Here is a 23,223-nt window from a genome sequence, read left to right as displayed (position 1 = left end):
GTCGAGCATCTCGGAGACGGTGTAGACCCTCAGCCGCGCGATGCGGGCCGAGAAGAACACGCTCAGCGCGAGCAGCCCCAGGCCGATGGTGAAGATGCGCCGGGCCCCTCCGCCACCGCTCGTCCTACTTGTTCAGGCTCGCCCAGAACTCGTCGAACGACAGGCGCTTGTCCGCGTCGGTGTCCTTCGTGCCGATGACGGCCTCGGCCACCGTCTCGGTCATGTAGAAGTCGCCCATCCTGGCCATGGCGCTCTTCCACTCGGCCGCCGTGATGAAGCCGTCGCCGTCCGCGTCGAACTGCTCGAACGTCTTCCGCGCTTCCTCGATGTCCGCCACCGGACCCACCCCTTCTTCGTGCACTGCTGACGGAGGCCAGGGTATCGGCCGTCCGGGTGACGCCGGGGACGGGCTCAGCACTCGATGATGTTGACCGCGAGCCCGCCCCGCGCCGTCTCCTTGTACTTGACGGACATGTCGGCGCCCGTGTCCTTCATGGTCTTGATGACCTTGTCGAGGGAGACCTTGTGGGAGCCGTCGCCCCGCATCGCCATCTTCGCGGCGGTCACGGCCTTCACCGCCGCCATGCCGTTGCGCTCGATGCACGGGATCTGGACGAGGCCGCCGACCGGGTCGCAGGTCAGGCCGAGGTTGTGCTCCATGCCGATCTCGGCGGCGTTCTCGACCTTGGAGGGAGAGCCGCCCATGACCTCGGCGAGGGCGCCCGCCGCCATCGAGCAGGCGGAGCCGACCTCGCCCTGGCAGCCGACCTCGGCGCCGGAGATGGAGGCGTTCTCCTTGAAGAGCATGCCGATGGCGCCCGCGGCGAGCAGGAAGCGGACCACGCCGTCCTCGTCGGCGCCGGGCACGAAGTTCATGTAGTAGTGCAGGACCGCGGGGATGATGCCGGCGGCGCCGTTCGTCGGGGCGGTGACCACACGGCCGCCCGCCGCGTTCTCCTCGTTCACCGCCATCGCGTACAGGGTGATCCACTCCATGGCGCGGGCCTGCGGGTCGCCCTCGGCGCGGAGCTGGCGGGCGGAGTTGGCGGCGCGGCGGCGGACCTTCAGGCCGCCCGGCAGGATGCCCTCGCGGGACATGCCGCGCGCGACGCAGGACTGCATGACGCCCCAGATGTCGAGGAGCCCCGCACGGATCTCCGCCTCGGTGCGCCAGGCCTTCTCGTTCTCCAGCATCAGCGCGGAGATGGAGAGCCCGGTCTCCTCGGTGAGCCGCAGCAGCTCGTCGCCGGTGCGGAACGGGTACCTGAGCACGGTGTCGTCCGGCACGATCGGGTTGTCGCCCTCGACCGCCGCCTCGTCGACGACGAAGCCGCCGCCCACGGAGTAGTACGTCTTCTCCAGGAGCGGGGCGCCCTCGCGGTCGTACGCGGAGATCGTCATGCCGTTGGCGTGGTACGACAGGGCCTTGCGGCGGTGCAGGACCAGGTCCTCGTCGAAGTCGAAGCCGATCTCGTGCATGCCGAGGAGGTCGAGGCGCGAGGTCTGCTTGATGCGCTCCACGCGGTCGTCGGCGCTCTCCACGTCCACGGTGCGCGGCGACTCGCCCTCCAGGCCGAGCAGCACGGCCTTCGGGGTGCCGTGGCCGTGGCCGGTCGCGCCGAGCGAGCCGAACAGCTCGGCCCGTATCGCGTGGGTGTGGGCCATGAGGCCCTCGTTCTTGAGCCGGCTCGCGAACATGCGGGCGGCGCGCATCGGGCCGACCGTGTGGGAGCTGGACGGGCCGATGCCGATCGAGAACAGGTCGAAGACCGAGATGGCCACGGGACACTCCAAGGGTGGTTGGTAGACGCCGTTGTCTGCCGGGGTGGTGCAGAGGTACAAGGCGGTGCGTGCGGGGATCTGCGCGGGGCGGCACACGTGCGGCTCACGTGGTGCGGGGCACCCTGCTCACCATCCAGTGTGCAAGGTGCCCCGACGTTTCGTACGTACGAACAAAAGCGTACAAAAAAAGGGTACGAAACTACTTCAGGCCGGGGTAGAGCGGGTGCTTGTCGGCCAGGGCGGTCACGCGGGCCTTGAGGGCGTCCGCGTCGAAGCCCGGCTTCAGGGCCTCGGCGATGATGTCGGCGACCTCGCGGAAGTCCTCCTCCTGGAAGCCGCGGGTGGCGAGCGCGGGCGTACCGATCCGCAGGCCCGAGGTGACCATCGGGGGGCGCGGGTCGTTCGGGACCGCGTTGCGGTTGACCGTGATGCCGACCTCGTGGAGGCGGTCCTCGGCCTGCTGGCCGTCCAGCTCGGAGTTGCGCAGGTCCACCAGGACCAGGTGCACGTCGGTGCCGCCGGACAGGACGTCGACGCCGACGGCCTTGGCGTCCTCCTGGACGAGGCGCTCGGCCAGGATGCGGGCGCCGTCCAGGGTGCGCTGCTGGCGCTCCTTGAACTCCTCCGAGGCCGCGACCTTGAAGGAGACGGCCTTGGCCGCGATCACGTGCTCCAGCGGGCCGCCCTGGAAGCCGGGGAAGACCGCGGAGTTCAGCTTCTTCGCGAACTCCTTGTCGCGGGCCAGGATGACGCCGCCGCGCGGGCCGCCGAGGGTCTTGTGCGTGGTGGAGGTCACCACGTCCGCGTAGGGCACCGGGTTCGGGTGCAGCCCCGCGGCGACCAGGCCGGCGAAGTGCGCCATGTCGACCCACAGCTTCGCGCCGACCGCGTCGGCGATGCGGCGGAACTCGGCGAAGTCGAGGTGGCGCGGGTAGGCGGACCAGCCCGCGATGATCACCTTCGGGCTGTTCTCCTTGGCCAGGCGCTCGACCTCGGCCATGTCGACCAGGCCGGCCTCGTCCACGTGGTACGCGACCACGTTGAACTGCTTGCCGGAGAAGTTCAGGCGCATGCCGTGGGTGAGGTGGCCGCCGTGCGCCAGGTCCAGGCCGAGGATCGTGTCGCCGGGCTGGGCGATCGCGAAGAGGGCGGCCTGGTTCGCGGAGGCGCCGGAGTGCGGCTGCACGTTCGCGTACTCGGCGCCGAACAGGTCCTTGATCCGGTCGATCGCGATCTGCTCGGTGACGTCGACGTGCTCGCAGCCGCCGTAGTAGCGGCGGCCGGGGTAGCCCTCGGCGTACTTGTTCGTGAGGACGGTGCCCTGGGCCTCCATGACGGCGACCGGAGCGAAGTTCTCCGAGGCGATCATTTCCAGGGTCGACTGCTGGCGGTGGAGCTCGGCGTCGACGGCGGCGGCGACGTCCGGGTCCAGCTCGTGGAGAGGGGTGTTCAGAAGCGACATCACACAGTCCCTAACGGTATGGGTCAGCCGGCGGCGAAAGCGGTGTACTCATCGGCGGAGAGCAGATCGTCCGGCTCGTCCGTGATGCGCACCTTGAACAGCCATCCGCCCTCGAAGGGGGCGGAATTCACCAGCGACGGGTCGTCGACGACGTCCTGGTTGGCGGCGACGACCTCGCCGTTGACCGGGGAGTAGAGGTCGCTGACCGACTTGGTCGACTCCAGCTCGCCGCAGGTCTCACCCGCGGTCACCGTGTCACCGACCTCAGGAAGCTGCACGAAGACGACGTCACCGAGCGCGTTCGCCGCGTGCTCCGTGATGCCGATGGTCGACACGCCCTCCTCGGCGGCCGAGAGCCACTCGTGCTCCTTGCTGTAACGCAGCTGCTGGGGGTTGCTCATGTCCTGAATTCTCCTGTACGCGGGTGGGTGCTGTGGAACGGGGACGGTGTGCGGGGGGTCACTCCTGGCGCCGCGGCGCCCGCGGCCCCCGCACCGAGGGTCACTTCTGGCGCTTGTAGAACGGCAGCGCCACGACCTCGTACGGCTCGTGGGTGCCGCGGATGTCCACGCCCACGCCCGCCGTGCCGGGGGCGGCGTGCTCGGCGTCGACGTACGCCATGGCGATCGGCTTGCCCAGCGTCGGCGACGGGGCGCCGGAGGTGACCTCGCCGATGACCTTGCCGTCGGCCACCACGGGGAAGCCGGCGCGCGGCACCCTGCGGCCCTCGGCGACCAGGCCGACCAGCTTGCGCGGCGGGGCGGTCTCGGCGCGCTCCGCGGCGGCCACGAGGGCGGCACGGCCCACGAAGGTGTCCGCCTGCGAGGTCTTCTCGAACTTCACGACCCGGCCGAGACCCGCGTCGAACGGCGTGAGACCGGCGGTCAGCTCGTGCCCGTACAGCGGCATGCCCGCCTCCAGGCGCAGGGTGTCGCGGCAGGAGAGGCCCGCGGGCACCATGCCGACGGGGGTGCCCGCCTCCGTCAGCGCGCCCCACAGCTTCTCCGCGTCACCGGGGGCGACGAACAGCTCGAAGCCGTCCTCGCCGGTGTAGCCCGTGCGGGCGATCAGCGCGGGCACGCCCGCGACGGTGCCCGGCAGGCCCGCGTAGTACTTCAGGCCGTCCAGGTCGGCGTCCGTGAGGGACTTCAGGATGCCGGGGGACTCGGGGCCCTGGACGGCGAGCAGCGCGTACGCGTCGCGGTCGTCGCGGACCTCCGCGTCGAAACCGGCGACCCGGGCGGTCAGCGCGTCGAGGACGGTCAGCGCGTTGGAGGCGTTGGCGACGACCATGTACTCGGGGGCCTCGGCCTCGCCGAGGCGGTAGACGATCAGGTCGTCCAGGATGCCGCCGTCCTCGTCGACGATCATCGTGTAGCGGGCGCGGCCGGCACCGACGGAGCCGATGTTGCCGACCAGCGCGAAGTTCAGGAAGTCGACGGCCTCGGGGCCCGTGACCGTGATCTCGCCCATGTGGGAGAGGTCGAAGAGGCCGGCCTTGGTGCGCACGGCGTTGTGCTCGTCGCGCTCGCTGGCGTACCGCAGCGGCATGTCCCAGCCCGCGAAGTCGGTCATGGTCGCGCCGAGCGCTCGATGCACGGCATCGAGAGCAGTGAGACGGGGGGCAGTGCTCATGAAGGGAACTCCCAGGGCATGACGGGCGAGGTCGATCCTCCCCATCTGTCATCGGAACCTGAGAGGTTCGCCGCGAGCGTGCCCGATTTCGGGACTCCCGGCTTGCACCTTGGGTGGGACCGTGGAGACGGTCCGCTTTTCAGATGTGCCTCGCCCGCGCGGTACGGGGCCTGAGAGATTCAAGGGAGGAACTTGCTCCTTCGGCGCCCCAGGGCGTCGTACGCGCTACGTCGTACGACGGGTGCTGGGAACTCTCCCGCGCGGATTCAAACGGCCGGTATGGAGTTGGCGGGCACATCATTGCACGCGGCTCCCGCGAGGGGGACCCGTGGCCCGGTGCGGCTCCGTCACGATGCGCCGCGGATCTCGGTCCTCTTGTGCGGCATTACCTTCTCTTTACACTTGCGTGGGAAAGCAGTACGTGACAGCTACGGGGAGGCCGATCACGGTGCGCAGCAGGATCAGTGGCTACGCCACGACCACGGGGGTGGCACTGCCCGGGCAGGCCGCCGCCCCGCCAAGGGAGAGCTGCGAACCGCTGCTTCCGGTGGCCGTCGTCAGGGACCTCAGGCAGCGGGCGGGCCACAGCCCGCACCGCCTCACCTTCGGCGAGGGCGACCTGGTCGTCGTCTCCGGGCTGCCCGGCGGCGGGAAGTCGACGCTGATGCGGCAGGCCGTCACGGGCCCCCGCGTCGACTCCCAGGACACCCGCGACCGCTGGGCCGCGCGCATGCCGCGCCACCTGCCGTACGCGGTGTACCGCCCCCTCGTCCGCCTCGCGCACTACGCGGGACTGCGGCGCACCCTGCGCTCGGGGGCGAGCGTCGTCGTGCACGACTGCGGCACCCAGACCTGGGTGCGCCGCTGGCTGGCCCGCGAGGCGGCGCGGCGCGGCAGCACGCTGCACCTGCTCCTCCTGGACGTACCCGCGGACACCGCGCTCGAAGGCCAGCGCGAGCGGGGACGCGGCGTCTCGCGGTACGCCTTCGCACGCCACCGCAGGACGATCGGCCGCCTGGTCGGCGACGCCGAGCGGGGCGAGCTGCCGCGCGGCTGCGGCTCCGCGGTGCTCCTCGACCGGGCGGCGGCGCGGGTGCTGCGGGGGATCGCCTTCGACCGCTGAGCGCGGGCGGCGCTAGGGTGCCAGCCGCAGGCAGAGCGGTCGCGAGCAGGGGTTGGACTGATGGAATTTCCGGCGCAGGCACACGCCCATCCGTACGTCGGATGGCCGGGCAACGAACTGGAGGAGGTCCTCGCGGCCTCCCTCGGCGTCCCAGGGGCGGGCGGCCGCGTCGTCGAGGTGCTCGGCCGCAGCCGGGTCTGGGTACCGCTGCCGAACGGCGGCGGCCCCGAGAGCGGCATCCTCGACCTGCCCACCCTGGAGATCGACGGCCAGGCGTACGTCCCCGTCTTCACCTCCGAGCAGCAGTTCCGCCAGGCCCTGGGCGACGCGGCCGACCGCATGGGGTGCACGGTGGCGCCCGCGGTGGAGTTCGCGCGCGGCCTCCCGCCGCAGCTCGGCATCGCGCTGAACCCGGACGGCACCGTCGGCGTACCCCTGCCGCCCCCGGCCGTCGCCGAGCTGTGCCGGGCCGGCCGCACCCCGCTCGACGGGCCCACCAGCGGCGGCCGGGTGCGTCTTTACGAGCCGGACTGGCAGGAGGACCCCGTGGACTTCCTGGCCGCCGCGGCCCGCGAGTTCGAGGCGACGGGGGTCGTGTTCACCGCCCGCCGCTGCCTGGCCGCCGTCGAGACCGACGACCCCACCCTCTTCGTCGGCGTCGAGCTGACCACCTGGGAGGGCGGCGCCCGCGACCTCCCGATGCAGGCACTCGGCCGCGCCCTCGGGCAGGTCCCGGTGGCCTGGCCGGTCAACCTCGTCCTGCTCGACGTGGCGCAGGACCCGGTCGGCGACTGGCTGCGCGCCAAGGTGCGGCCGTTCTACCTCCGGGTGGGCTGAACGCATAGCAGTACGCGCCGGGCCGGGGGCCGCGTACGTCAAGTCCACGCCGGGATCGACGCTTAAGCTGGTTGCATTCGGGTCCATCGAGTTCGTCGTGAAGGGGCGGTTACGGGTGAGTGCGTCGGGCACGGCCGCGGGCGACGGGGCCTCCCCTGGCCGGGCGGAGTCGCGGCCTTGGGGACAGATCGAGCAGCTGCTGCGCCAGGTGACGCCGGGGCGCTACGACGCGTACGAGGCACTGCTGCACGCACTCTCCGCCGACCAGGTGTGGATGCTGCTCTGGCACGGCCAGGCGGGCTCGCCCGACGCCCAGTACGGGAACATGGAGGTCGACGGCCTCGGCTACGCACCGTGCGTGACCTCCGCCCAGGAGCTGTCGGCCAGTGGCTGGAACCGCAGCCACGAGGTGGTGCGCGGCATCGACGTCGCCCGCACCCTCTACCCCGACCTCTACGGCCTCTGGCTCAACCCGCACGCGCCCGGCGGCGGCGTCGGCATCCCGTGGCTCGACCTGCGCCGCATCGCGTGCGGCCTCGACCTGCTGCCCGCGGGCCCGCTCAGGCTGACCGAGCCGGCCATCGAGATTCCGCAGTTCTACGCCCTGCTGACGCAGAACGCGCACCGCACGTCCGCCGTGCGCTCGCTGCGCCGCGCGTGGGTGCAGCCGGCTCTCGGGGCGCCGTATCTGGCCATCGGCCTCGACGTGTACGACACGTCGCCGCCGTCGGTCGACGCGGTGCGCGCGATGATGCAGCAGTCCATCGCCGCGGTCCCCGACGGACTCCCCGTCTCGACCGTCGCGATGTCCGACGACTACGACCCGGTGGCGATGTGGCTACGGGCCAACACCCGTCCGTTCTACGACCGCGAGGCCCAGGCCGCACCGGCTCCGGCGGGCGGTTACGGCTACCCGGCGCAGTACTGACCGTTACTGAACTGCACGAACGGAGACGATGTCCGTTCTGGTGCGACAGGGGCCCTATGGCCTCCCGTGGCGCATTGAGACCCAACTGCCCCGTGTTCGCACCCCGTTCACACGCGTCCGCATAACGGAACACCTCGAACAGCATCACGGTTGCGCATCCATTCACCTTCAAGACTGGTAACAGATCGCGACGTGGATGAAGACTCCCGCTCCAGGGGCCTTCGCCCCTGTGTACGACGGACTGATCACGTCGCTACAGCGGCAAGTGCGGGCCGGCCACCGCCGGTTGAGAGGGGTCCCTGCCACGATGACGGCACCATTGCATGACACACCTGCGGACGCGGACCCGACCGAGGACGTCGCTCCCGCAGTTGATGCAGGGGTGAAGAAGGTCGAGGGTCGGTCCCTCAAGCAGATCGCCTGGAACCGCCTGAAGCGGGACAAGGTCGCCCTCGCGGGCGGCATCACCGTGGTTTTCCTGGTCTTGGTCGCTGTCTTCGCGCCCCTGATCGTGGGCCTGCTGGGGCACCCGCCCAACGACTTCCACCAGGACAAGCTCGACGAGCTGACCAACCTGCCCAAGGGCGCGCTCGGCGGTGTGAGCAGCGACTTCCTCTTCGGCGTAGAGCCCAACAAGGGCCGCGACGTCTTCAGCCGCATCGTCTACGGCGCCCGGATCTCACTCCTCGTGGCGTTCCTCGCGGCCATCGTCGCCGTGGCGCTCGGCACCCTCTTCGGCATCATCGCCGGCTACTTCGGCGGCTGGGTCGACGCCCTCATCAGCCGCGTGATGGACGTGCTGCTCTCCTTCCCGCAGCTCCTCTTCATCATCTCCCTGGTCTCCGTGCTCCCCGACGACCTGCTCGGCCTGACCGGCACGAGCGTGCGCGTCGCGATCCTCGTCCTGGTCATCGGCTTCTTCGGCTGGCCGTACGTCGGACGCATCGTCAGAGGGCAGACCCTCTCGCTCCGTGAGCGCGAGTACGTCGAGGCGGCCCGCAGCCTCGGCGGCGGCAAGCGCCACATCCTCTTCCGCGAACTGCTGCCCAACCTGGTCGCGCCGATCACCGTCTACGCGACGCTGATGATCCCGACCAACATCCTCACGGAGGCGGCCCTGAGCTTCCTCGGTGCCGGTGTGAAGCCGCCGACGGCCTCCTGGGGCGGCATGCTGCGCGACGCGCTCGAAACGTATGAGCACGACCCGATGTTCATGGTCTTCCCCGGCGTGACGATCTTCATCACCGTGCTGGCCTTCAACCTCTTCGGCGACGGGCTGCGGGACGCGCTCGACCCGAAGGGGACGCGTTAGAAGTCCCCGACTGACTTGCCCCTGCCGCATGTCAGGTGGCTCTACCCATGGTTCTCAGGCAGCACATGGCCAGGGACCGCGAATCTCGGAGGTTACGAGAAAATGCCCACAGTTTCCTCGAAACGACGGCTCACCGCTGGTGCGGCCCTCGTGGTCGCGGCGCTGGTGACCACCACGGCGTGCGGCGGCGGTGACGGTGACGGAGACGGTGACTCGAAGGGTGCCGGCTACAACGCCGCGCTGAACAAGGTCGCCAACCCCTCGACGAAGAAGGGGGGCACGCTGAGGATGGTCGGCAAGCAGGACCTCGACTCGGCCGACCCCCAGCGCGCGTACTACGGCATGACGTGGGACTTCATGCGCTTCTACACGCGTCAGCTCGTCACGTACGACACCAAGCCGGGCAAGGCGGGCACCAAGCTGGTCCCGGACCTCGCCACCTCCACGGCGAAGATCTCGGACGACGGCAAGACCTACACGTACAAGCTGCGTGATGGTCTGACGTGGGAGGACGGCTCGAAGCTGACCTCCAAGGACGTCAAGTACGGCATCGAGCGCATCTGGGCGACGGACACCATCACCGGCGGCCCGGGCTACATCAAGCAGACGCTCGACCCCAAGGGCAAGTACAAGGGCCCGTACAAGGACACCTCGAAGGAGGGTCTGGCCGCGATCGAGACGCCCGACGACCAGACCATCGTCTTCAAGCTGCCCAAGCGCAACGGTGACTTCGAGCAGTTCCTCGCCATGCCCACCGGTTCCCCGGTGAAGAAGGAGAAGGACACCAAGGCGAAGTACACCCAGCGGCCGTTCTCCGCGGGCCCGTACAAGTTCCAGACGTACAAGGCCGGCAAGAAGATCGTCCTCGTCCGCAACGACAAGTGGAAGAAGTCCTCGGACCCGGTCCGCGCGGCGCTGCCCGACAAGATCGACGTGACGATCTCCGCCAACCTGGAGGAGAACGACAAGAAGCTGATGGAGGGCGACTACGACCTCGACCTCAACGGCACGGGCATGACCCAGTCCGGCCGCGTCACCGCCGTGTCGGACCACCGTGACAGCGTCGACAACATGCACACGTCCTTCGTGCGCTACGTCGCCCTGATCCACACGGCGAAGCCCTTCGACGACGTCCACTGCCGCAAGGCCGTCTTCTACGCCACCGACTTCGCGAGCCTCCAGCAGACCCGCGGCGGCAAGGTCGCGGCCGGCGACATCGCCAACAGCACCTTCCCGAAGGCGATCCCGGGCTACAGCGACTACGACCCGTACGGCGTCCTGGAGCGCAAGGGCAAGCCGGACATCGCCAAGGCCAAGGACGAGCTGAAGCAGTGCGGCAAGCCGAACGGCTTCTCCACCAAGCTGACCGCCCGCAACAACAACCCGGGTGAGGTCGACGCCGCCGAGGCCCTCCAGGCGCAGCTGAAGAAGGCCGGCATCAACGTCGAGGTCGACGCCCTCGACGGCGCCGACACCTCCAGCATCACCGGCTCGCCCTCCGTCGTGAAGAAGCGCGGCTACGGCATGACGATGAGCGGCTGGGGCCCGGACTTCCCGTCCGGCCAGGGCTACGCGCAGCCGCTGTTCGACAGCCGCTTCCTGAACCCGACCGGCAACTACAACGAGTCGCAGATCAAGGACAAGAAGGTCGACGGCCTCTTCGACAAGGCGATCGCGGAGACCGACCCGGTCAAGGCGGGCGAGATCTACAAGGAGCTCGACAAGAAGATCCTCGACAACGCCGACTGGATGCCCTTCCTCTACGAGAAGAACATCACCTGGCGCGGACCGCGGCTGACCAACGCCTACATGTCCGACGGCTACAACGGCCGTTACGACTACGTCTCCCTCGGCGTCGTGAAGTAGGACCCCGCAGTACCCGTAGTTGGCAGTACCCGTAGTTGAACGAACACCGCCGCCGAATCCCGCCAGTCCGAAGGGCAGGTGATGGCCCCGGGCGGTGGCCGGGACCCCTCACAAGGGGGTTCCGGCCACCGCCGGGCCGCGCACAGTGCTTGCTTATCTCATCCGGCGCCTGATCGCCGTAATCATCATGGTGCTGGTCGTACTGCTCGCGACCTTCACCGTCTTCTTCATGCTGCCCAAGTGGGCGGGACAGGACATCGCCGTCCTCTTCGCCGGCAAGGCCACCGGAGCCGAGCAGATCGAGGGCATCCGGACCAAACTGGGTCTCAGCGACCCGCTGCTCGTCCAGTTCTGGGACTTCGTCAAGGGCATCCCGATGGGGCGCGACTACGCCAACGGCAGCGACGTCACGCACTGCCCGGCGCCCTGCTTCGGCTACTCCTTCCGTACCGAGGCCCCCGTCTGGGAGACCCTCAAGGACGCGCTGCCCGTCACCGGCGCCCTCGCCGCCGGAGCCTGTGTGCTCTGGCTCGCGGGCGGTGTCGCCACCGGCGTCGTCTCCGCACTCCGCCGCGGCACCATCTGGGACCGCGCCGCGATGACCACCGCCCTCGGCGGTGTCTCGCTCCCCGTCTTCTTCACCGGCATGATCGCGATGGGCGTCTTCGTCCACAACCTCGGCTGGGTGAAGATCGCGGACAGCCTCAGCACCGACGACTCGATCGACGTCTGGTTCCAGACGCTGATCCTGCCGTGGATCGTGCTCGCCTTCCTCAACGCCGCGATGTACGCCCGCCTCACCCGCGCCACCATGCTGGAAGTGCTGGGCGAGGACTACATCCGCACCGCGCGCGCCAAGGGCCTCACCGAGGGCGTCGTCATCCGCAAGCACGCGCTGCGCTCCGCGATGACCCCGATCCTCACGGTCTTCGGCCTCGACCTCGGTGTCCTGATGGGCGGCGCCGTGCTCACCGAGTCCACGTTCAACCTGCCGGGCCTCGGCCTGGAGGCGGTCAGGGCCATCAGCAGCAAGGACCTGCCCGTCATCCTCGGCGTCACCCTGTGCGCGGCGCTCGCGATCGCCGTGGCCAACCTCGTCGTCGACCTTCTGTACGCCGTCATCGACCCGCGAGTGAGGCTGGGATGACCGAACTGTCCAAGAGCGGAGCCGCGGTGGGCGAGCCCGTCGCCGACTCCGCCGCTCCCTCCGCCTTCCTTGAGGTGCGCGACCTCAAGGTGCACTTCCCGACCGACGACGGCCTGGTCAAGTCCGTCGACGGCCTCAACTTCTCGCTGGAGAAGGGCAAGACCCTCGGCATCGTGGGCGAGTCCGGCTCCGGCAAGTCGGTCACCTCGCTCGGCATCCTCGGTCTGCACACCGCGGGCCAGTACGGCGCCCGCAGGGCGCAGATCTCCGGCGAGATCTGGCTCAACGGCCAGGAGCTGCTCGGCGCCGACCCCGACACCGTGCGCAAGCTGCGCGGGCGCGAGATGGCGATGATCTTCCAGGACCCGCTGTCCGCGCTGCACCCGTACTACTCCATCGGCAAGCAGATCACCGAGGCGTACCGGGTCCACAACGACGTCGACAAGAAGACCGCCCGCAAGCGGGCCGTCGAGATGCTCGACCGCGTGGGCATCCCGCAGCCGGACAAGCGCGTGGACTCCTACCCGCACGAGTTCTCCGGCGGCATGCGCCAGCGCGCGATGATCGCCATGGCGCTCGTCAACAACCCCGAGCTGCTCATCGCCGACGAGCCGACCACCGCCCTCGACGTCACCGTCCAGGCGCAGATCCTCGACCTCATCAGGGACCTGCAGAAGGAGTTCGGCTCCGCCGTCATCATGATCACGCACGACCTGGGCGTCGTCGCCGAGATGGCCGACGAACTCCTGGTCATGTACGGCGGCCGGTGCGTGGAGCGCGGCCCCGCGGAGAAGGTCTTCTACGAGCCCCAGCACCCCTACACCTGGGGTCTGCTCGGCTCGATGCCCCGCATCGACCGCGAGGAGACCGAGCGGCTCATCCCGGTCAAGGGCTCCCCGCCCAGCCTGATCAACCTGCCGAGCGGCTGCGCCTTCAACCCGCGCTGCCCCTACGCGGACGTCCCCAAGGACCAGATCACGCGCCGTGAGCGCCCCGAGCTGCGCCTCGTGGCCGACGGGCACTACTCCGCCTGCCACATGCCGCAGGAAGAGCGCACCCGGATCTGGACCGAAGAGATTGCGCCGAAGCTGTGAACGATGACGTGAAGGGCCAGGAGATGACGATCCCGGCGCAGGCGAAGAGCTCCCCCGAGCCGCTGCTCAAGGTCGACGGCCTGGTGAAGCACTTCCCCATCAAGAAGGGGCTGCTCCAGCGCCAGGTCGCGGCCGTGCAGGCGGTCGACGGGCTCACCTTCGACGTGCGGCCCGGCGAGACGCTCGGCGTGGTCGGCGAGTCGGGCTGCGGCAAGTCGACGATGGGCCGGCTCATCACCCGGCTCCTCGAACCGACCGGCGGCCGTGTCGAGTTCGAGGGCACGGACATCACGCATCTGAACACCGGCGGCATGCGCCCGCTGCGCCGCGACGTCCAGATGATCTTCCAGGACCCGTACTCGTCGCTGAACCCGCGGCACACGATCGGCACGATCGTCGGCGCGCCCTTCAAGCTCCAGGGCGTCAAGCCCGAGGGCGGCGTGAAGAAGACCGTGCAGGAGATGCTGGAGCGCGTCGGGCTCAACCCCGAGCACTACAACCGCTACCCGCACGAGTTCTCCGGCGGCCAGCGCCAGCGCATCGGCATCGCGCGGGCGCTCGCCCTGCGGCCCAAGCTGGTGGTGGCCGACGAGCCGGTCTCGGCCCTCGACGTCTCCATCCAGGCCCAGGTGGTCAACCTCCTGGACGACCTCCAGGACGAGCTCGGCCTCACGTACGTGATCATCGCGCACGACCTGTCGGTCATCCGGCACGTCTCCGACCGCATCGCGGTGATGTACCTCGGCAAGATCGTGGAGCTCGCGGACCGCAAGGACCTCTACTCCACCCCCATGCACCCGTACACCAAGGCGCTGCTCTCCGCCGTGCCGGTGCCCGACCCCAAGCGGCGCGGCCTCAAGAGCGAGCGCATCCTGCTCCGCGGCGACGTCCCCTCGCCGATCGACCCGCCGACCGGCTGCCGCTTCCACACGCGGTGCTGGAAGGCGACGGAGATCTGCAAGACCAAGGAGCCGCCGCTGGCGACGCTCGCCACGGGGCACCAGGTGGCGTGCCACCACCCGGAGAACGCCGAGGACCAGGCGCCCGAGGACACCAAGCTCCTCTCGGACGCCAAGGAGGCGATCGAGGTGGTGTCGGTGGTCGCCAAGGCGGAGGAGGCGAAGCCCGAGGCCGCGAAGCCCGCGGCTGCGAAGCCTGAGGTCGCGAAGCCTGAGGTCGCGAAGGACGCCGTCGTGAAGGACAAGGGTCAGAAGTCGACCGACGGCTAGGGCAACTTGACCCGGACGAAGTACGCGCCCCGGGTCATGTACATGCCCTGACGGGAGAGTGCAGAGTCTGCGTGTCCGTTCCGGCGGACACCCCATCGGAACGCGTTCGAAGGGAAGACTCATGGCACTCTCCCGTTCGGCACGTCTGGGCGCGCTCGCGACCGCGGCGCTCTCGTTCTGTCTGATCGCCGCCGCCCCCGCGCCCCACCCCGGCGCGGACGGCGTCGGCGACCCGTACTTCCCGAAGCTCGGCAACGGTGGTTTCGACGTACGCCACTACGCCCTCGACCTCGCCTACGAACCGGACACCGACCGGCTCGACGGCCGCGCCACGATCACCGCGCGCGCCACCCGGCACCTCTCCTCCTTCGGCCTCGACCTCCAGAAGCTCACCGTCACCCGGGTCGAGGTGAACGGCAGACGGGCCCGCTTCACGCGCGAAGGCGACGAGATCCGCGTCACGCCGCGCGAGTCCCTGCGCGAGAACCGGACGTTCGAGGTGAGCGTCGCCTACGGCGGAGTGCCCGAACCGCTCAGCGGCCCCATCGTCTTCGGCTCCGACTACGGCTGGATGAAGACCCCCGACGGCGTCTTCGTCGCCTGCGAGCCCAACGCCGCCTCGACCTGGTTCCCCGGCAGCGACCACCCCTCGGACAAGGCCGCCTTCGACATCCGGATCACGGCACCCAAGGGGCTGACCGCGGTCTCCAACGGCCGGCTGGTCGGCACGTCCACCAAGGGCGGCCACACCGTCGCCCACTGGCGGGAGTCCAAGCCGATGGCGACCTACCTCGCGACCGCCACCATCGGCAAGTTCGACGTACGGAAGGGGAGGACGCCCGGGGGCACGCCCATCTACGTGGCCGTCGACCCCGCGCTGCCGGCGGGCGACGTCGACGTGTACGACGTCACGGCCGAGGTCACCGACCACTGGTCGAAGGTCTTCGGGCCGTACCCCTTCGAGGAGACCGGCGCGATCGTCGACGACCTCCCGCAGGCCGGGTACTCCCTGGAGACCCAGACCAAGCCGGTCTACTCGGCCGTGCGCTCCGAGGGGACGATCGTCCACGAACTGGCCCATCAGTGGTTCGGCGACTCGGTCACGGTCGACAAGTGGAGCGACATCTGGCTCAACGAGGGCTTCGCGACCTACGCGCCCTGGCTCTGGAACGAGCACAAGGGCCGCGCGAGCGCCCATGAGTCCTTCCTCGCCGCGTACGACGCGCGCCCCGCCGGCTCGCCGTTCTGGCAGACCGTCGTCGGCGACCCGCAGCGCGACACGATGTTCTCCTCCGCCGTCTACCAGCGCGGCGCGATGACGCTCCAGGTCCTGCGCGAGCGCATCGGCGACAAGGACTTCTTCAGGCTCCTGAGGACCTGGGTGAAGCAGAACCGGTACGGCAACGTCAGCACCGCCGACTTCGTCCGGCTCGCCGAGCGGGTCTCCGGGGAGCAGCTCGACGAACTCTTCCGCACCTGGCTCTTCACCCGGGGCAAGCCGGCGCTCGGCTAGGCCGCCGCGCACGCGCCCGTGGAGGCCCGGGGCGGGGGGGCGGAGGCAGGGAGGGGCGGGTGAGGGTGGCGGAGGGGGCGGGGCGCGCTCGGGTAAGAATGGCGCGTGCTCCTGGATCTGTTCACCCCCACCGTCCAGCACGCGCTCGACATCGTGGGAATCTTCGTCTTCGCGATCTCCGGCGCGCTGCTCGCCGTGCGCAAGAACTTCGACGTCTTCGGCATCGCCGTGCTCGCCGAGGTCACCGCGCTCGGCGGCGGACTCTTCCGCGACCTGGTCATCGGGGCGGTCCCGCCGGCCGCCTTCACCGACCTCGGCTACTTCATCACCCCCCTCTTCGCGGCCCTCCTGGTCTTCTTCCTCCACCCGGAGGTGGAGCGCACCCAGCTCGCGGTGAACATCTTCGACGCCGCCGGGCTCGGCCTGTTCTGCGTCACCGGTACGACCAAGGCGTACGACTACGGCCTCGGCCTCACCGCGTCGGCCGCCCTCGGACTGATGACCGCGGTGGGCGGCGGCGTGCTGCGCGACATCGTCGCCAACGAGGTGCCCTCGCTCGTGCGCTGGGACCGCGACCTGTACGCCGTGCCCGCGATCGTCGGCGCCGCGATGGTCGCCCTCTGCATCCACTACGAGAAGCTGTCGGCCCTGACCACCTCCATCGCCATCCTGACGGCGTTCACGCTCAGGCTCCTCGCGATGCGCTACCACTGGCGGGCCCCGCGGGCCTGGAACCGCCGCTCGACGGCGGTGGAGGCGGACGCGGACGAGACGCCGTAGGAGACCGCGGCCCCCATCAAGGAAAAGCTACCGCTCAGTAATCGCATGTTGTACGTTGCTGCCATGGCAACGGCAGCATCAATACCCGCAGTGGTCCCCGCGAGCATCGGCGACAGCGAGTTCGACCGCGACACCGCGGTCACCCGGCGCGGGCCCGGCGTGTACGACATCGAACTCTCCGCCGGGTGGACGATCATCAGCGCCGTCAACGGCGGCTACCTCCTGGCCGTCATCGGCCGCGCGCTCGCCGACGCCCTGCCGCACGCCGACCCCTTCACCATCTCCGCGCACTACCTCACCGCGTCGAGCCCCGGCCCCGCCGTGATCCGCACGGACGTGGTGCGCGCGGGCCGCACGCTCTCCACCGGACAGGCCTCCCTCTTCCAGTACGACGACGAGGGCCGCGAGATCGAGCGCATCCGCGTGCTCGCCTCGTACGGGGACCTCGACGCGCTCCCCGACGACGTCCGCACCACCGCGCGGCCGCCCGCGATCCCGCCGCTCGACCAGTGCTTCGGCGCGCAGGACGCCCCCGGCGACCGCCCCGTCCCCGGCAGCTCGGCCATCGCCGACCGGCTGTTCCTCAAGCTGGACCCCGCCACGCTCGGCTGGGCGCTGGGGCAGCCCTCGGGGAAGGGCGAGATGCGGGCCTGGTTCGGCCTCGCGGACGGCAGGGACGCGGACCCGCTCTCGCTGCTGCTCGCGGTGGACGCGCTGCCGCCGACCGCGTTCGAGATGGGCCTGACCGGCTGGGTGCCGACCGTGGAACTCACGGCGCACGTCCGCCACCGCCCGGCCCCCGGACCGCTGCGCGTCGCGATCACCACGCGCAACCTCGCGGGCGGCTTCCTGGAGGAGGACGCGGAGGTCTGGGACAGCGAGGAGCGCCTGGTCGCCCAGTCGCGACAGCTGGCGCGGGTCCGGCTGAGCTGAGGACTGCCGGGCCCTCGGGTCCGGTGGTGCTCGTGTGGCTGGGCGGGCTGGGCGGGCTGGGCAGGGCCGGGCTGGGGCTGGTGGCCCGGTGGTGTTCGTGGGGCTGGGCTGGGCCGGGCCGGGCTGAAGCTGGTGGCCCGGTGGTGTTCGTGGGGCGCGGGTCGCCGTGGGGGATGCTTGCGCGGTGAAGTCCGACCGGCTGCTCTCCATCCTCCTGCTGCTCCAGACGCGGGGCCGGGTGCCCGCGCACGAGCTGGCCGAGCGCCTTGAGGTGTCCGTCCGCACCATCTACCGGGACGTCGAGGCCCTCTCCGCCTCCGGCGTCCCGGTCTACGCCGAGCGCGGGCGGCACGGCGGCATCGAACTGCTCGCCGGCTACCGCACCGACGTGACGGGGCTGACCGCCGACGAGTCGCGGGCCCTGTTCGTCCTCGCCGCCCGGGGGGCGCACGCCGCGCTCGGCCTGGACGCGGCGCTCGGCTCCGCCCTGCGCAAGGTCATGGCGGCGCTCCCGGCACCGCACCGCCCGGCCGCCGAGGTGACGAGCCGCCGCATCCTCGTCGACGCCTCGCGCTGGCTCCGGGGCCCGGAGGCCGGCGCCGACCTGGAGGCCCTGCGGGACGCGGTCTTCGCGGACCGGCGGCTCGGCCTGTGCTACCGGCACAGCGGCGACGCGGAGCCCCGGCGCTACACCGTCGATCCGTACGGCCTCGTCTCCAAGGCCGGCGTCTGGTACCTCGTCGCCGACCTCGACGGCGCCCCGCGGCTCTTCCGCGCCGACCGCATCCGCTCGGCGCGCCTCACCGAGGCGCCGGTCGTCCGGCGGCCGGGGGTGGAACTCCCCGACGTATGGGCGCTGTTGAAGCGCCAGGTGGAGGACCGCCCCGGCGGCATCGACGTGACGGCCCGCGTCCGGCGCACCCGCTTCGACCAGTTCCTGCGGATGAACGGAAGCGCGGTCACCGAGGTCGTCGACGCCGAGGGAACGGGGGAGTGGGTGACGGTCCGCCTCGCCTACGGCGTGCCCGGCGAGGCACGGATGCTGCTGCCCTTCGCCGACAACGTCGAGGTCCTCTCACCGCCCGAGGTGCGCGACGAACTGGCCGCGGCGGCGGCCGCGGTCACCCGCCTGTACGGCCCGGACGCCCCCGCGGTCACCGGTCGCCCCGCAGGAACCGGGCCAGCTCCGCGGTGAGTTCGGCGGGCGCGTCCTCCTGGACGAGATGACCGGCGCCCTCGATCAGGCGCAGCTCCGCGCCGGGGATCGCCGAGGCCAGCTCGTGGCCGCGCTCGGGCGGAATCCAGGTGTCCCGCGCACCCCAGCAGATCAGTACGGGCAGGTCCAGCTCGCCGTACCTGCCCTGGATCTCGTCGGTGTGGCGCTGGCCGTTCTGCTCGATCTGGCGGTAGAACGCGGGCCTGCCCTCCTCGGTGCACCAGGGCTCCACCAGGCGGTCGAGCACCGCGGGGTGCAGTCCCCGGTGGCTCGCCGACCGCACGTACTCGCGCACGAGAGCCTCGTGCAGCTCGGGCGGGAGCTGCGCGAACACCGCGGCGTTGGCGCCGAGGAGACGGTAGGTGGCCGTGCCCCAGGGGGCGAGGGCGACCGGGTCGACGAGCGCGAGGCGGTCGTAGCGGGCGCCGTGCAGCAGCCGTGCGCGCAGGGCGACGCAGCCGCCGAAGTCATGGGCGACGACGGCGGGCCGTTCGAGGCCCCAGTGGCCGAGCAGTTCGGCGAGCACGCGGCCCTGCGCGGCGAGCGAGACGTCCTGCTCCTCCCGCATCTCCGATGCGCCGTATCCGGGCAGGTCCCACACGTACACGCGGTGCTCGCCCGAGAGGGCGCGGGCGACGCCCCGCCAGACGTACGACGAGAAGGGCGTGCCGTGGACGAGGACCACGGGCGGGGCGTCGGCGGGGCCGAGGGCCGCCCAGCGGACGGCGCCCGACGGGCCGGCGAAGGTGCGGTCGAGGGTCCAGGTGTCACGCGCGGAGGTCATGAGCGCTGAGGGTAGTCACTCCTTACGCGAGGAGACACCCGTGCGGACGCGTCCCCCGTCGCGGGGGCGCCGAGTGCTCGCCGGGCCTCACGCGGGGCGCTCGTCCAGCCAGTGGCGGCGGCCCAGGCTGACGAGGCGGAGCTGCCGGCGTGCCGTGGCCGCGACCCGCGCGGCGGCTTCGGGGTCGCCCCCGGCCTCCATCAGCGCCGATGCGGTCATCACCATGTGGTCGACGTACATCCCCGCGAGCATCAGCAGATCGTCCTCGGCCCAGTCGGCCGCCTCGGGCTCGCGGGCGAACTGCTCCTTCACCTCCTGCGCGAACAGCGCGAGCTGCCCGCGGATCGCGGCCCGCACCGGCTGCACGCCGCCGTGCTGCTCGCGGGCGATGAAGCGGACGTGGGCGGGGTGGGCGCGGACATAGGCGGCGATCAGCTCGACGGTGGCCGCTATGCGCTCCTCGCCGTCGTCGTCGCCCGCGCGTTCGCCGGTCGCGGCCAGCAGGGCGGTGAGGGCGGTGTGCAGGCTGTTCAGCGCCTCCTCGACGAGGGCCACGCCGAGATCGGCCGTGTCGCGGAAGTGCCGGTAGAACGCGGTGGGTGCCACGCCCGCGGCGCGGGTGACCTCACGCAGGCCCAGGCTGCTGAGGCTCTGCTCGGCCAGGAGCTGGAGCGCGGCGTCCAGGAGTGCCTGCCGTGTCTTCTGCTTCTGGGCCTGCCGGGCGCCGAGCGTGTGACTCATGCCATGCAGTCAACAACTGTTCTCCGAGTTTTGAAAGCGCGGGAGCGAGTACTCTGGAACTCAGTGAACAGTTGTTACTACAACCGTTCACCGGATGGACCGCGTCCGTCCGCACGCAGCACGACGTGCCGCACGCACGCGGCACGCACCGCATCGGTTCGACGAATCGAGAGGGATCTCATGCTCTTCCTTGTCGCCGCCCTCCTGCTGCTGGGTGTCGCCATGGGTTCCGTGGCACACGCCCCGCTGCCGGTCACCCTGGTCGCCGCCGCCGTCATCGGCGTCTGGCTCGTGGTCTTCGCGATCCGCGAGCGCAGCCGCGCGCGCCACCACTGAGCCGCCGCGAAGCCGCCACACCTCCGTCCGTCGTGTCCGACAGGAGTCGAACCATGCAGCTCACCGCTGACCGCACGACCGCCGACCGCACGACCGCAGACCGTACGACCAACGAGCGCACGAACACCGACCCCACGAACACCGACCCCACGAACACCGCTCGCGCCCTGACCGGCTCCCGCGGGGCCGAGGAGGGTGCCGGTTCCGGGCGCGCCCCGCGGCCCACCGGCCGGCGTGACACCGACGGCATGGCCGTCGCCTCCTTCGTCCTCGGCCTGGTCGGACTGCTGGTCCTGAACCTCTTCCTCGGCCCCGCCGCCATCGTCCTCGCGGGCCTGGCCCTGCGCCGCGGCACCACCCGCAGGGGGCGCGCGCTGCTCGGCCTCGGCCTCGGCGTGGCCGACCTGATCGTGCTCGCCTCGCTCGTCGCGATGGACGGCACGGTGTCCTGGAGCGTCGCCGGCTGACACCGCGGGGGGCACCGGGTGCCGCACGGCTCGTAGAATCGTGCCCACCATGGCCTACCTCGACCACGCAGCGACCACTCCGATGCTCCCGGAGGCGATCGCGGCGATGACCGCGCAGATCGCCGTCACCGGCAACGCCTCCTCGCTGCACGCGGCGGGGCGGCGGGCGCGACGCACCGTCGAGGAGGCCCGCGAGACCCTCGCCGAGTCGCTCGGCGCCCGGCCCAGCGAGGTGGTCTTCACCTCCGGCGGCACCGAGGCCGACAACCTCGCGGTCAAGGGCCTGTACTGGGCCCGGCGCGACGCCGGCCCGGCCCGCACCCGCGTCCTCGCGAGCCCCGTCGAACACCACGCCGTCCTCGACGCCGTCCACTGGCTCGGCGAGCACGAGGGCGCCACCGTCGAGTACCTCCCCGTCGACGCGCACGGCCGTGTCCACCCCGGCGCGCTGCGCGAGGCGATCGAGCGGAACCCCGACGACGTGGCCCTCGCGACGGTCATGTGGGCCAACAACGAGATCGGCACCATCCAGCCGGTCCGCGAACTCGCCGACGTCGCCGCCGAGTTCGGCGTCCCGCTGCACGCCGACGCCGTCCAGGCATTTGGCCAGATCCCCGTCGACTTCGCCGCCTCCGGACTCGCCGCGGCGACCGTCTCCGGACACAAGATCGGCGGCCCGTACGGGATCGGGGCGCTGCTGCTCGGCCGTGAGTACAGCCCCGTGCCCGTACTGCACGGCGGCGGCCAGGAGCGGCACGTGCGCTCGGGGACGCTGGACGTGCCCGCCATCGCCGCGTTCGCCGTGGCGGGGGAGTATGCCGCCGGGCACCGGGAGCGGTTCGCCGCCGAGATCGGCGCCCTGCGCGACGAGCTGGTGGCCGCGGTCCGCGCGGCCGTCCCCGAGGCGGTCCTCGGCGGCGACCCGGCCCCCGGTGGCCGGCTCCCCGCCAACGCGCACTTCACCTTCCCCGGCTGCGAGGGCGACTCCCTTCTGTTGCTGCTCGACGCCCAGGGCATCGAGTGCTCCACGGGCTCGGCGTGCACGGCGGGCGTGGCCCAGCCGAGCCACGTCCTGCTCGCCACGGGCACCGACCCCGACCTGGCGCGCGGCACCCTGCGCTTCTCCCTCGGCCACACGTCGACGAAGGCGGACGTCGACGCGGTGGCCGCGGCGATCGGCCCGGCGGTGGAGCGGGCGCGGACGGCGGGCCTGAGCTAGGGCCTCTCCGGGCGCCGGGCGCCGGGCGGCGGGCGGCGGGCGGCGGGCGGCGGGCCGCTAGGCCTTCTTCGGGCGGGCGGGTCTCTCCAGCCGGTCCCGTGCCTCGCGCACCAGCCGCATGTACCGGTCCCAGTCCCAGTGGGGCCCCGGGTCCGTGTGGTCCGTGCCCGGCACCTCCACGTGCCCGACGATGTGCTCGCGGTCCACCGGGAAGTCGTACCTCTTGCATATGCCGGCGGTGAGCCGCGCCGAGGCCGCGTACATCTCATCGGTGAACGAGGACTTCTGGTCCACGAAGCCCTCGTGCTCGATGCCGATGCTCCGCTCGTTCCAGCTCCTGTTGCCCGCGTGGAACGCCACGTCCAGCTCGCGGATCATCTGCGCGATGTGCCCGTCCTTGCGGATCACGTAGTGCGCGGCGGCGCCGTGCGCCGGGTCCTTGAAGACGCGCAGCGCCGTGTCGAACCCGCCCTGGACCACGTGGATCACCACGCGGTCGACGTCGTAGTCGTCGGGGCGGTCGGCGCGCCGCCAGTTGTCGTCCGAGGCCGCCGTCCACTGGACGCCCTTGGCGTCGACCTCGCCCTCCTTGCGCTCCTTCGCCACGCCCGGCACCCGCCACCACAGCCGGTCGAGGTCGTCCTTGGCGAGCAGCACGCTGCCCGTGACCGCCACGGCGCCGCCGATCAGCAGGGTGCGCCGGTCGATGCCGCCGCGCCCCGGCTTCTTCCCGCCGTCGGTTTCTGCCCCCATGTGATCGTCAACGCTTACTCACGGGCTTCCGGTTCCCGAAGCCCCGTACTCTGTTAAAGCTATGAC

General features: G+C 71.0%; 23 protein-coding genes and 1 riboswitch. Of the genes, 15 read left to right on the top strand and 8 right to left on the bottom strand.

The genetic code is table 11. The annotated features are described in order from the left end of the window. Window positions 1–124: 124 nt before the first annotated feature. The 5 genes from AB0I16_RS27460 to gcvT form a co-directional block, all read right to left on the bottom strand. Entirely contained in the window at window positions 125–337 is a 213-nt protein-coding gene (locus tag AB0I16_RS27460) for an EF-hand domain-containing protein (protein ID WP_363252265.1), read from the bottom strand. A 74-nt stretch (window positions 338–411) separates the two neighbouring features. Further along, window positions 412–1,782: an L-serine ammonia-lyase gene (locus AB0I16_RS27455; protein ID WP_363252264.1), complete on the bottom strand. Its 1,371-nt coding sequence runs from the start codon at window positions 1,780–1,782 to the stop codon at window positions 412–414. Window positions 1,783–1,981: 199 nt separating this feature from the next. Beyond that, window positions 1,982–3,244: a serine hydroxymethyltransferase gene (glyA, locus tag AB0I16_RS27450; protein WP_363252262.1), complete on the bottom strand. Its 1,263-nt coding sequence runs from the start codon at window positions 3,242–3,244 to the stop codon at window positions 1,982–1,984. Window positions 3,245–3,267: 23 nt separating this feature from the next. After that, window positions 3,268–3,645, bottom strand: coding sequence for a glycine cleavage system protein GcvH (gene gcvH, locus AB0I16_RS27445; protein ID WP_062771242.1), 378 nt, complete (start codon window positions 3,643–3,645; stop codon window positions 3,268–3,270). 100 nt (window positions 3,646–3,745) lie between these two features. Continuing rightward, on the bottom strand, window positions 3,746–4,879 hold the full coding sequence (gene gcvT / locus AB0I16_RS27440) for a glycine cleavage system aminomethyltransferase GcvT (protein ID WP_363252261.1): 1,134 nt from the start codon (window positions 4,877–4,879) through the stop codon (window positions 3,746–3,748). Between the two features lie 149 nt (window positions 4,880–5,028). Then, a riboswitch (glycine riboswitch) is annotated at window positions 5,029–5,148 on the bottom strand. Between the two features lie 173 nt (window positions 5,149–5,321). Here gcvT and AB0I16_RS27435 point away from each other — a divergent pair. From AB0I16_RS27435 to AB0I16_RS27380, 12 genes are all read left to right on the top strand, one after another. After that, complete coding sequence (locus AB0I16_RS27435; protein ID WP_363252272.1) at window positions 5,322–6,002, top strand: AAA family ATPase; 681 nt, start codon at window positions 5,322–5,324, stop codon at window positions 6,000–6,002. Window positions 6,003–6,062: 60 nt separating this feature from the next. Next, window positions 6,063–6,839 (top strand): enhanced serine sensitivity protein SseB, encoded by a 777-nt coding sequence (locus AB0I16_RS27430; protein ID WP_363252259.1) that lies wholly within the window; start codon window positions 6,063–6,065, stop codon window positions 6,837–6,839. Window positions 6,840–7,026: 187 nt separating this feature from the next. Next, window positions 7,027–7,767 (top strand): enhanced serine sensitivity protein SseB C-terminal domain-containing protein, encoded by a 741-nt coding sequence (locus AB0I16_RS27425; protein WP_363252271.1) that lies wholly within the window; start codon window positions 7,027–7,029, stop codon window positions 7,765–7,767. A gap of 307 nt (window positions 7,768–8,074) precedes the next feature. Further along, complete coding sequence (locus AB0I16_RS27420; protein ID WP_363252258.1) at window positions 8,075–9,079, top strand: ABC transporter permease; 1,005 nt, start codon at window positions 8,075–8,077, stop codon at window positions 9,077–9,079. 102 nt (window positions 9,080–9,181) lie between these two features. Next, on the top strand, window positions 9,182–10,945 hold the full coding sequence (locus AB0I16_RS27415) for an ABC transporter substrate-binding protein (RefSeq protein WP_363252256.1): 1,764 nt from the start codon (window positions 9,182–9,184) through the stop codon (window positions 10,943–10,945). A gap of 145 nt (window positions 10,946–11,090) precedes the next feature. After that, window positions 11,091–12,092 carry an ABC transporter permease gene (locus AB0I16_RS27410; protein ID WP_363252255.1) on the top strand — a complete coding sequence of 334 codons (1,002 nt, stop codon included), beginning with the start codon at window positions 11,091–11,093 and terminating at the stop codon, window positions 12,090–12,092. Then, window positions 12,089–13,186 carry an ABC transporter ATP-binding protein gene (locus AB0I16_RS27405; protein ID WP_363252254.1) on the top strand — a complete coding sequence of 366 codons (1,098 nt, stop codon included), beginning with the start codon at window positions 12,089–12,091 and terminating at the stop codon, window positions 13,184–13,186. Before AB0I16_RS27410 ends, AB0I16_RS27405 begins: the two co-directional genes overlap by 4 nt. Before the next feature lie 23 nt (window positions 13,187–13,209). Then, on the top strand, window positions 13,210–14,415 hold the full coding sequence (locus AB0I16_RS27400; protein WP_363252270.1) for a dipeptide ABC transporter ATP-binding protein: 1,206 nt from the start codon (window positions 13,210–13,212) through the stop codon (window positions 14,413–14,415). Between the two features lie 121 nt (window positions 14,416–14,536). After that, window positions 14,537–15,928, top strand: coding sequence for a M1 family metallopeptidase (locus tag AB0I16_RS27395; protein WP_363252252.1), 1,392 nt, complete (start codon window positions 14,537–14,539; stop codon window positions 15,926–15,928). 105 nt (window positions 15,929–16,033) lie between these two features. Further along, complete coding sequence (locus AB0I16_RS27390; protein WP_363252251.1) at window positions 16,034–16,708, top strand: trimeric intracellular cation channel family protein; 675 nt, start codon at window positions 16,034–16,036, stop codon at window positions 16,706–16,708. A 63-nt stretch (window positions 16,709–16,771) separates the two neighbouring features. Beyond that, entirely contained in the window at window positions 16,772–17,641 is an 870-nt protein-coding gene (locus tag AB0I16_RS27385) for a thioesterase family protein (protein WP_363252250.1), read from the top strand. Window positions 17,642–17,825: 184 nt separating this feature from the next. Further along, the gene (locus AB0I16_RS27380; protein WP_363252249.1) at window positions 17,826–18,836 is read left to right on the top strand and encodes a YafY family protein; all 1,011 of its coding nucleotides are present in this window, start codon (window positions 17,826–17,828) and stop codon (window positions 18,834–18,836) included. On the opposite strand, the gene AB0I16_RS27375 is transcribed toward AB0I16_RS27380, so the two are convergent. Next, window positions 18,796–19,641: an alpha/beta fold hydrolase gene (locus AB0I16_RS27375; protein WP_363252248.1), complete on the bottom strand. Its 846-nt coding sequence runs from the start codon at window positions 19,639–19,641 to the stop codon at window positions 18,796–18,798. The genes AB0I16_RS27380 and AB0I16_RS27375 overlap by 41 nt on opposite strands. 87 nt (window positions 19,642–19,728) lie before the next feature. Further along, on the bottom strand, window positions 19,729–20,382 hold the full coding sequence (locus AB0I16_RS27370; protein ID WP_363252247.1) for a TetR family transcriptional regulator: 654 nt from the start codon (window positions 20,380–20,382) through the stop codon (window positions 19,729–19,731). Window positions 20,383–20,562: 180 nt separating this feature from the next. On the opposite strand from AB0I16_RS27370, the gene AB0I16_RS27365 reads away from it, so the two are divergent. The 3 genes from AB0I16_RS27365 (at window position 20,563) to AB0I16_RS27355 (ending at window position 22,404) form a co-directional block, all read left to right on the top strand. Continuing rightward, complete coding sequence (locus tag AB0I16_RS27365) at window positions 20,563–20,718, top strand: hypothetical protein (RefSeq protein WP_363252246.1); 156 nt, start codon at window positions 20,563–20,565, stop codon at window positions 20,716–20,718. Between the two features lie 248 nt (window positions 20,719–20,966). After that, window positions 20,967–21,185 (top strand): DUF4190 domain-containing protein, encoded by a 219-nt coding sequence (locus AB0I16_RS27360; RefSeq protein WP_363252269.1) that lies wholly within the window; start codon window positions 20,967–20,969, stop codon window positions 21,183–21,185. 49 nt (window positions 21,186–21,234) lie between these two features. Then, window positions 21,235–22,404, top strand: a complete 1,170-nt coding sequence (locus AB0I16_RS27355) for a cysteine desulfurase family protein (RefSeq protein WP_363252245.1) — start codon at window positions 21,235–21,237, stop codon at window positions 22,402–22,404. 57 nt (window positions 22,405–22,461) lie between these two features. Here the strand turns inward: AB0I16_RS27355 and AB0I16_RS27350 are convergent, their stop codons facing one another. Beyond that, window positions 22,462–23,157: an N-acetylmuramoyl-L-alanine amidase gene (locus AB0I16_RS27350; protein WP_363252244.1), complete on the bottom strand. Its 696-nt coding sequence runs from the start codon at window positions 23,155–23,157 to the stop codon at window positions 22,462–22,464. Window positions 23,158–23,223: the final 66 nt, after the last annotated feature.

The organism is Streptomyces sp. NPDC050703, from assembly GCF_040654435.1.
Classification (GTDB): domain Bacteria; phylum Actinomycetota; class Actinomycetes; order Streptomycetales; family Streptomycetaceae; genus Streptomyces.
Note: the sequence above shows the minus strand (reverse complement) of the source record. Positions and strands in the feature narration are given on the sequence as shown.

What these genes read in the sequence shown, in the direction of transcription:
- AB0I16_RS27420 (WP_363252258.1), top strand. Translation starts at nt 8,075, where the DNA reads ATGACGGCACCATTGCATGACACACCTGCGGACGCGGACCCGACCGAG.
- AB0I16_RS27395 (WP_363252252.1), top strand. Translation starts at nt 14,537, where the DNA reads ATGGCACTCTCCCGTTCGGCACGTCTGGGCGCGCTCGCGACCGCGGCG.
- AB0I16_RS27365 (WP_363252246.1), top strand. Translation starts at nt 20,563, where the DNA reads ATGCTCTTCCTTGTCGCCGCCCTCCTGCTGCTGGGTGTCGCCATGGGT.
- gcvH (WP_062771242.1), bottom strand. Translation starts at nt 3,645, where the DNA reads ATGAGCAACCCCCAGCAGCTGCGTTACAGCAAGGAGCACGAGTGGCTC.
- AB0I16_RS27415 (WP_363252256.1), top strand. Translation starts at nt 9,182, where the DNA reads ATGCCCACAGTTTCCTCGAAACGACGGCTCACCGCTGGTGCGGCCCTC.
- AB0I16_RS27375 (WP_363252248.1), bottom strand. Translation starts at nt 19,641, where the DNA reads ATGACCTCCGCGCGTGACACCTGGACCCTCGACCGCACCTTCGCCGGC.
- AB0I16_RS27400 (WP_363252270.1), top strand. Translation starts at nt 13,210, where the DNA reads ATGACGATCCCGGCGCAGGCGAAGAGCTCCCCCGAGCCGCTGCTCAAG.
- AB0I16_RS27430 (WP_363252259.1), top strand. Translation starts at nt 6,063, where the DNA reads ATGGAATTTCCGGCGCAGGCACACGCCCATCCGTACGTCGGATGGCCG.
- AB0I16_RS27370 (WP_363252247.1), bottom strand. Translation starts at nt 20,382, where the DNA reads ATGAGTCACACGCTCGGCGCCCGGCAGGCCCAGAAGCAGAAGACACGG.
- glyA (WP_363252262.1), bottom strand. Translation starts at nt 3,244, where the DNA reads ATGTCGCTTCTGAACACCCCTCTCCACGAGCTGGACCCGGACGTCGCC.
- AB0I16_RS27385 (WP_363252250.1), top strand. Translation starts at nt 16,772, where the DNA reads ATGGCAACGGCAGCATCAATACCCGCAGTGGTCCCCGCGAGCATCGGC.
- AB0I16_RS27350 (WP_363252244.1), bottom strand. Translation starts at nt 23,157, where the DNA reads ATGGGGGCAGAAACCGACGGCGGGAAGAAGCCGGGGCGCGGCGGCATC.
- AB0I16_RS27355 (WP_363252245.1), top strand. Translation starts at nt 21,235, where the DNA reads ATGGCCTACCTCGACCACGCAGCGACCACTCCGATGCTCCCGGAGGCG.
- AB0I16_RS27360 (WP_363252269.1), top strand. Translation starts at nt 20,967, where the DNA reads ATGGCCGTCGCCTCCTTCGTCCTCGGCCTGGTCGGACTGCTGGTCCTG.
- AB0I16_RS27405 (WP_363252254.1), top strand. Translation starts at nt 12,089, where the DNA reads ATGACCGAACTGTCCAAGAGCGGAGCCGCGGTGGGCGAGCCCGTCGCC.
- gcvT (WP_363252261.1), bottom strand. Translation starts at nt 4,879, where the DNA reads ATGAGCACTGCCCCCCGTCTCACTGCTCTCGATGCCGTGCATCGAGCG.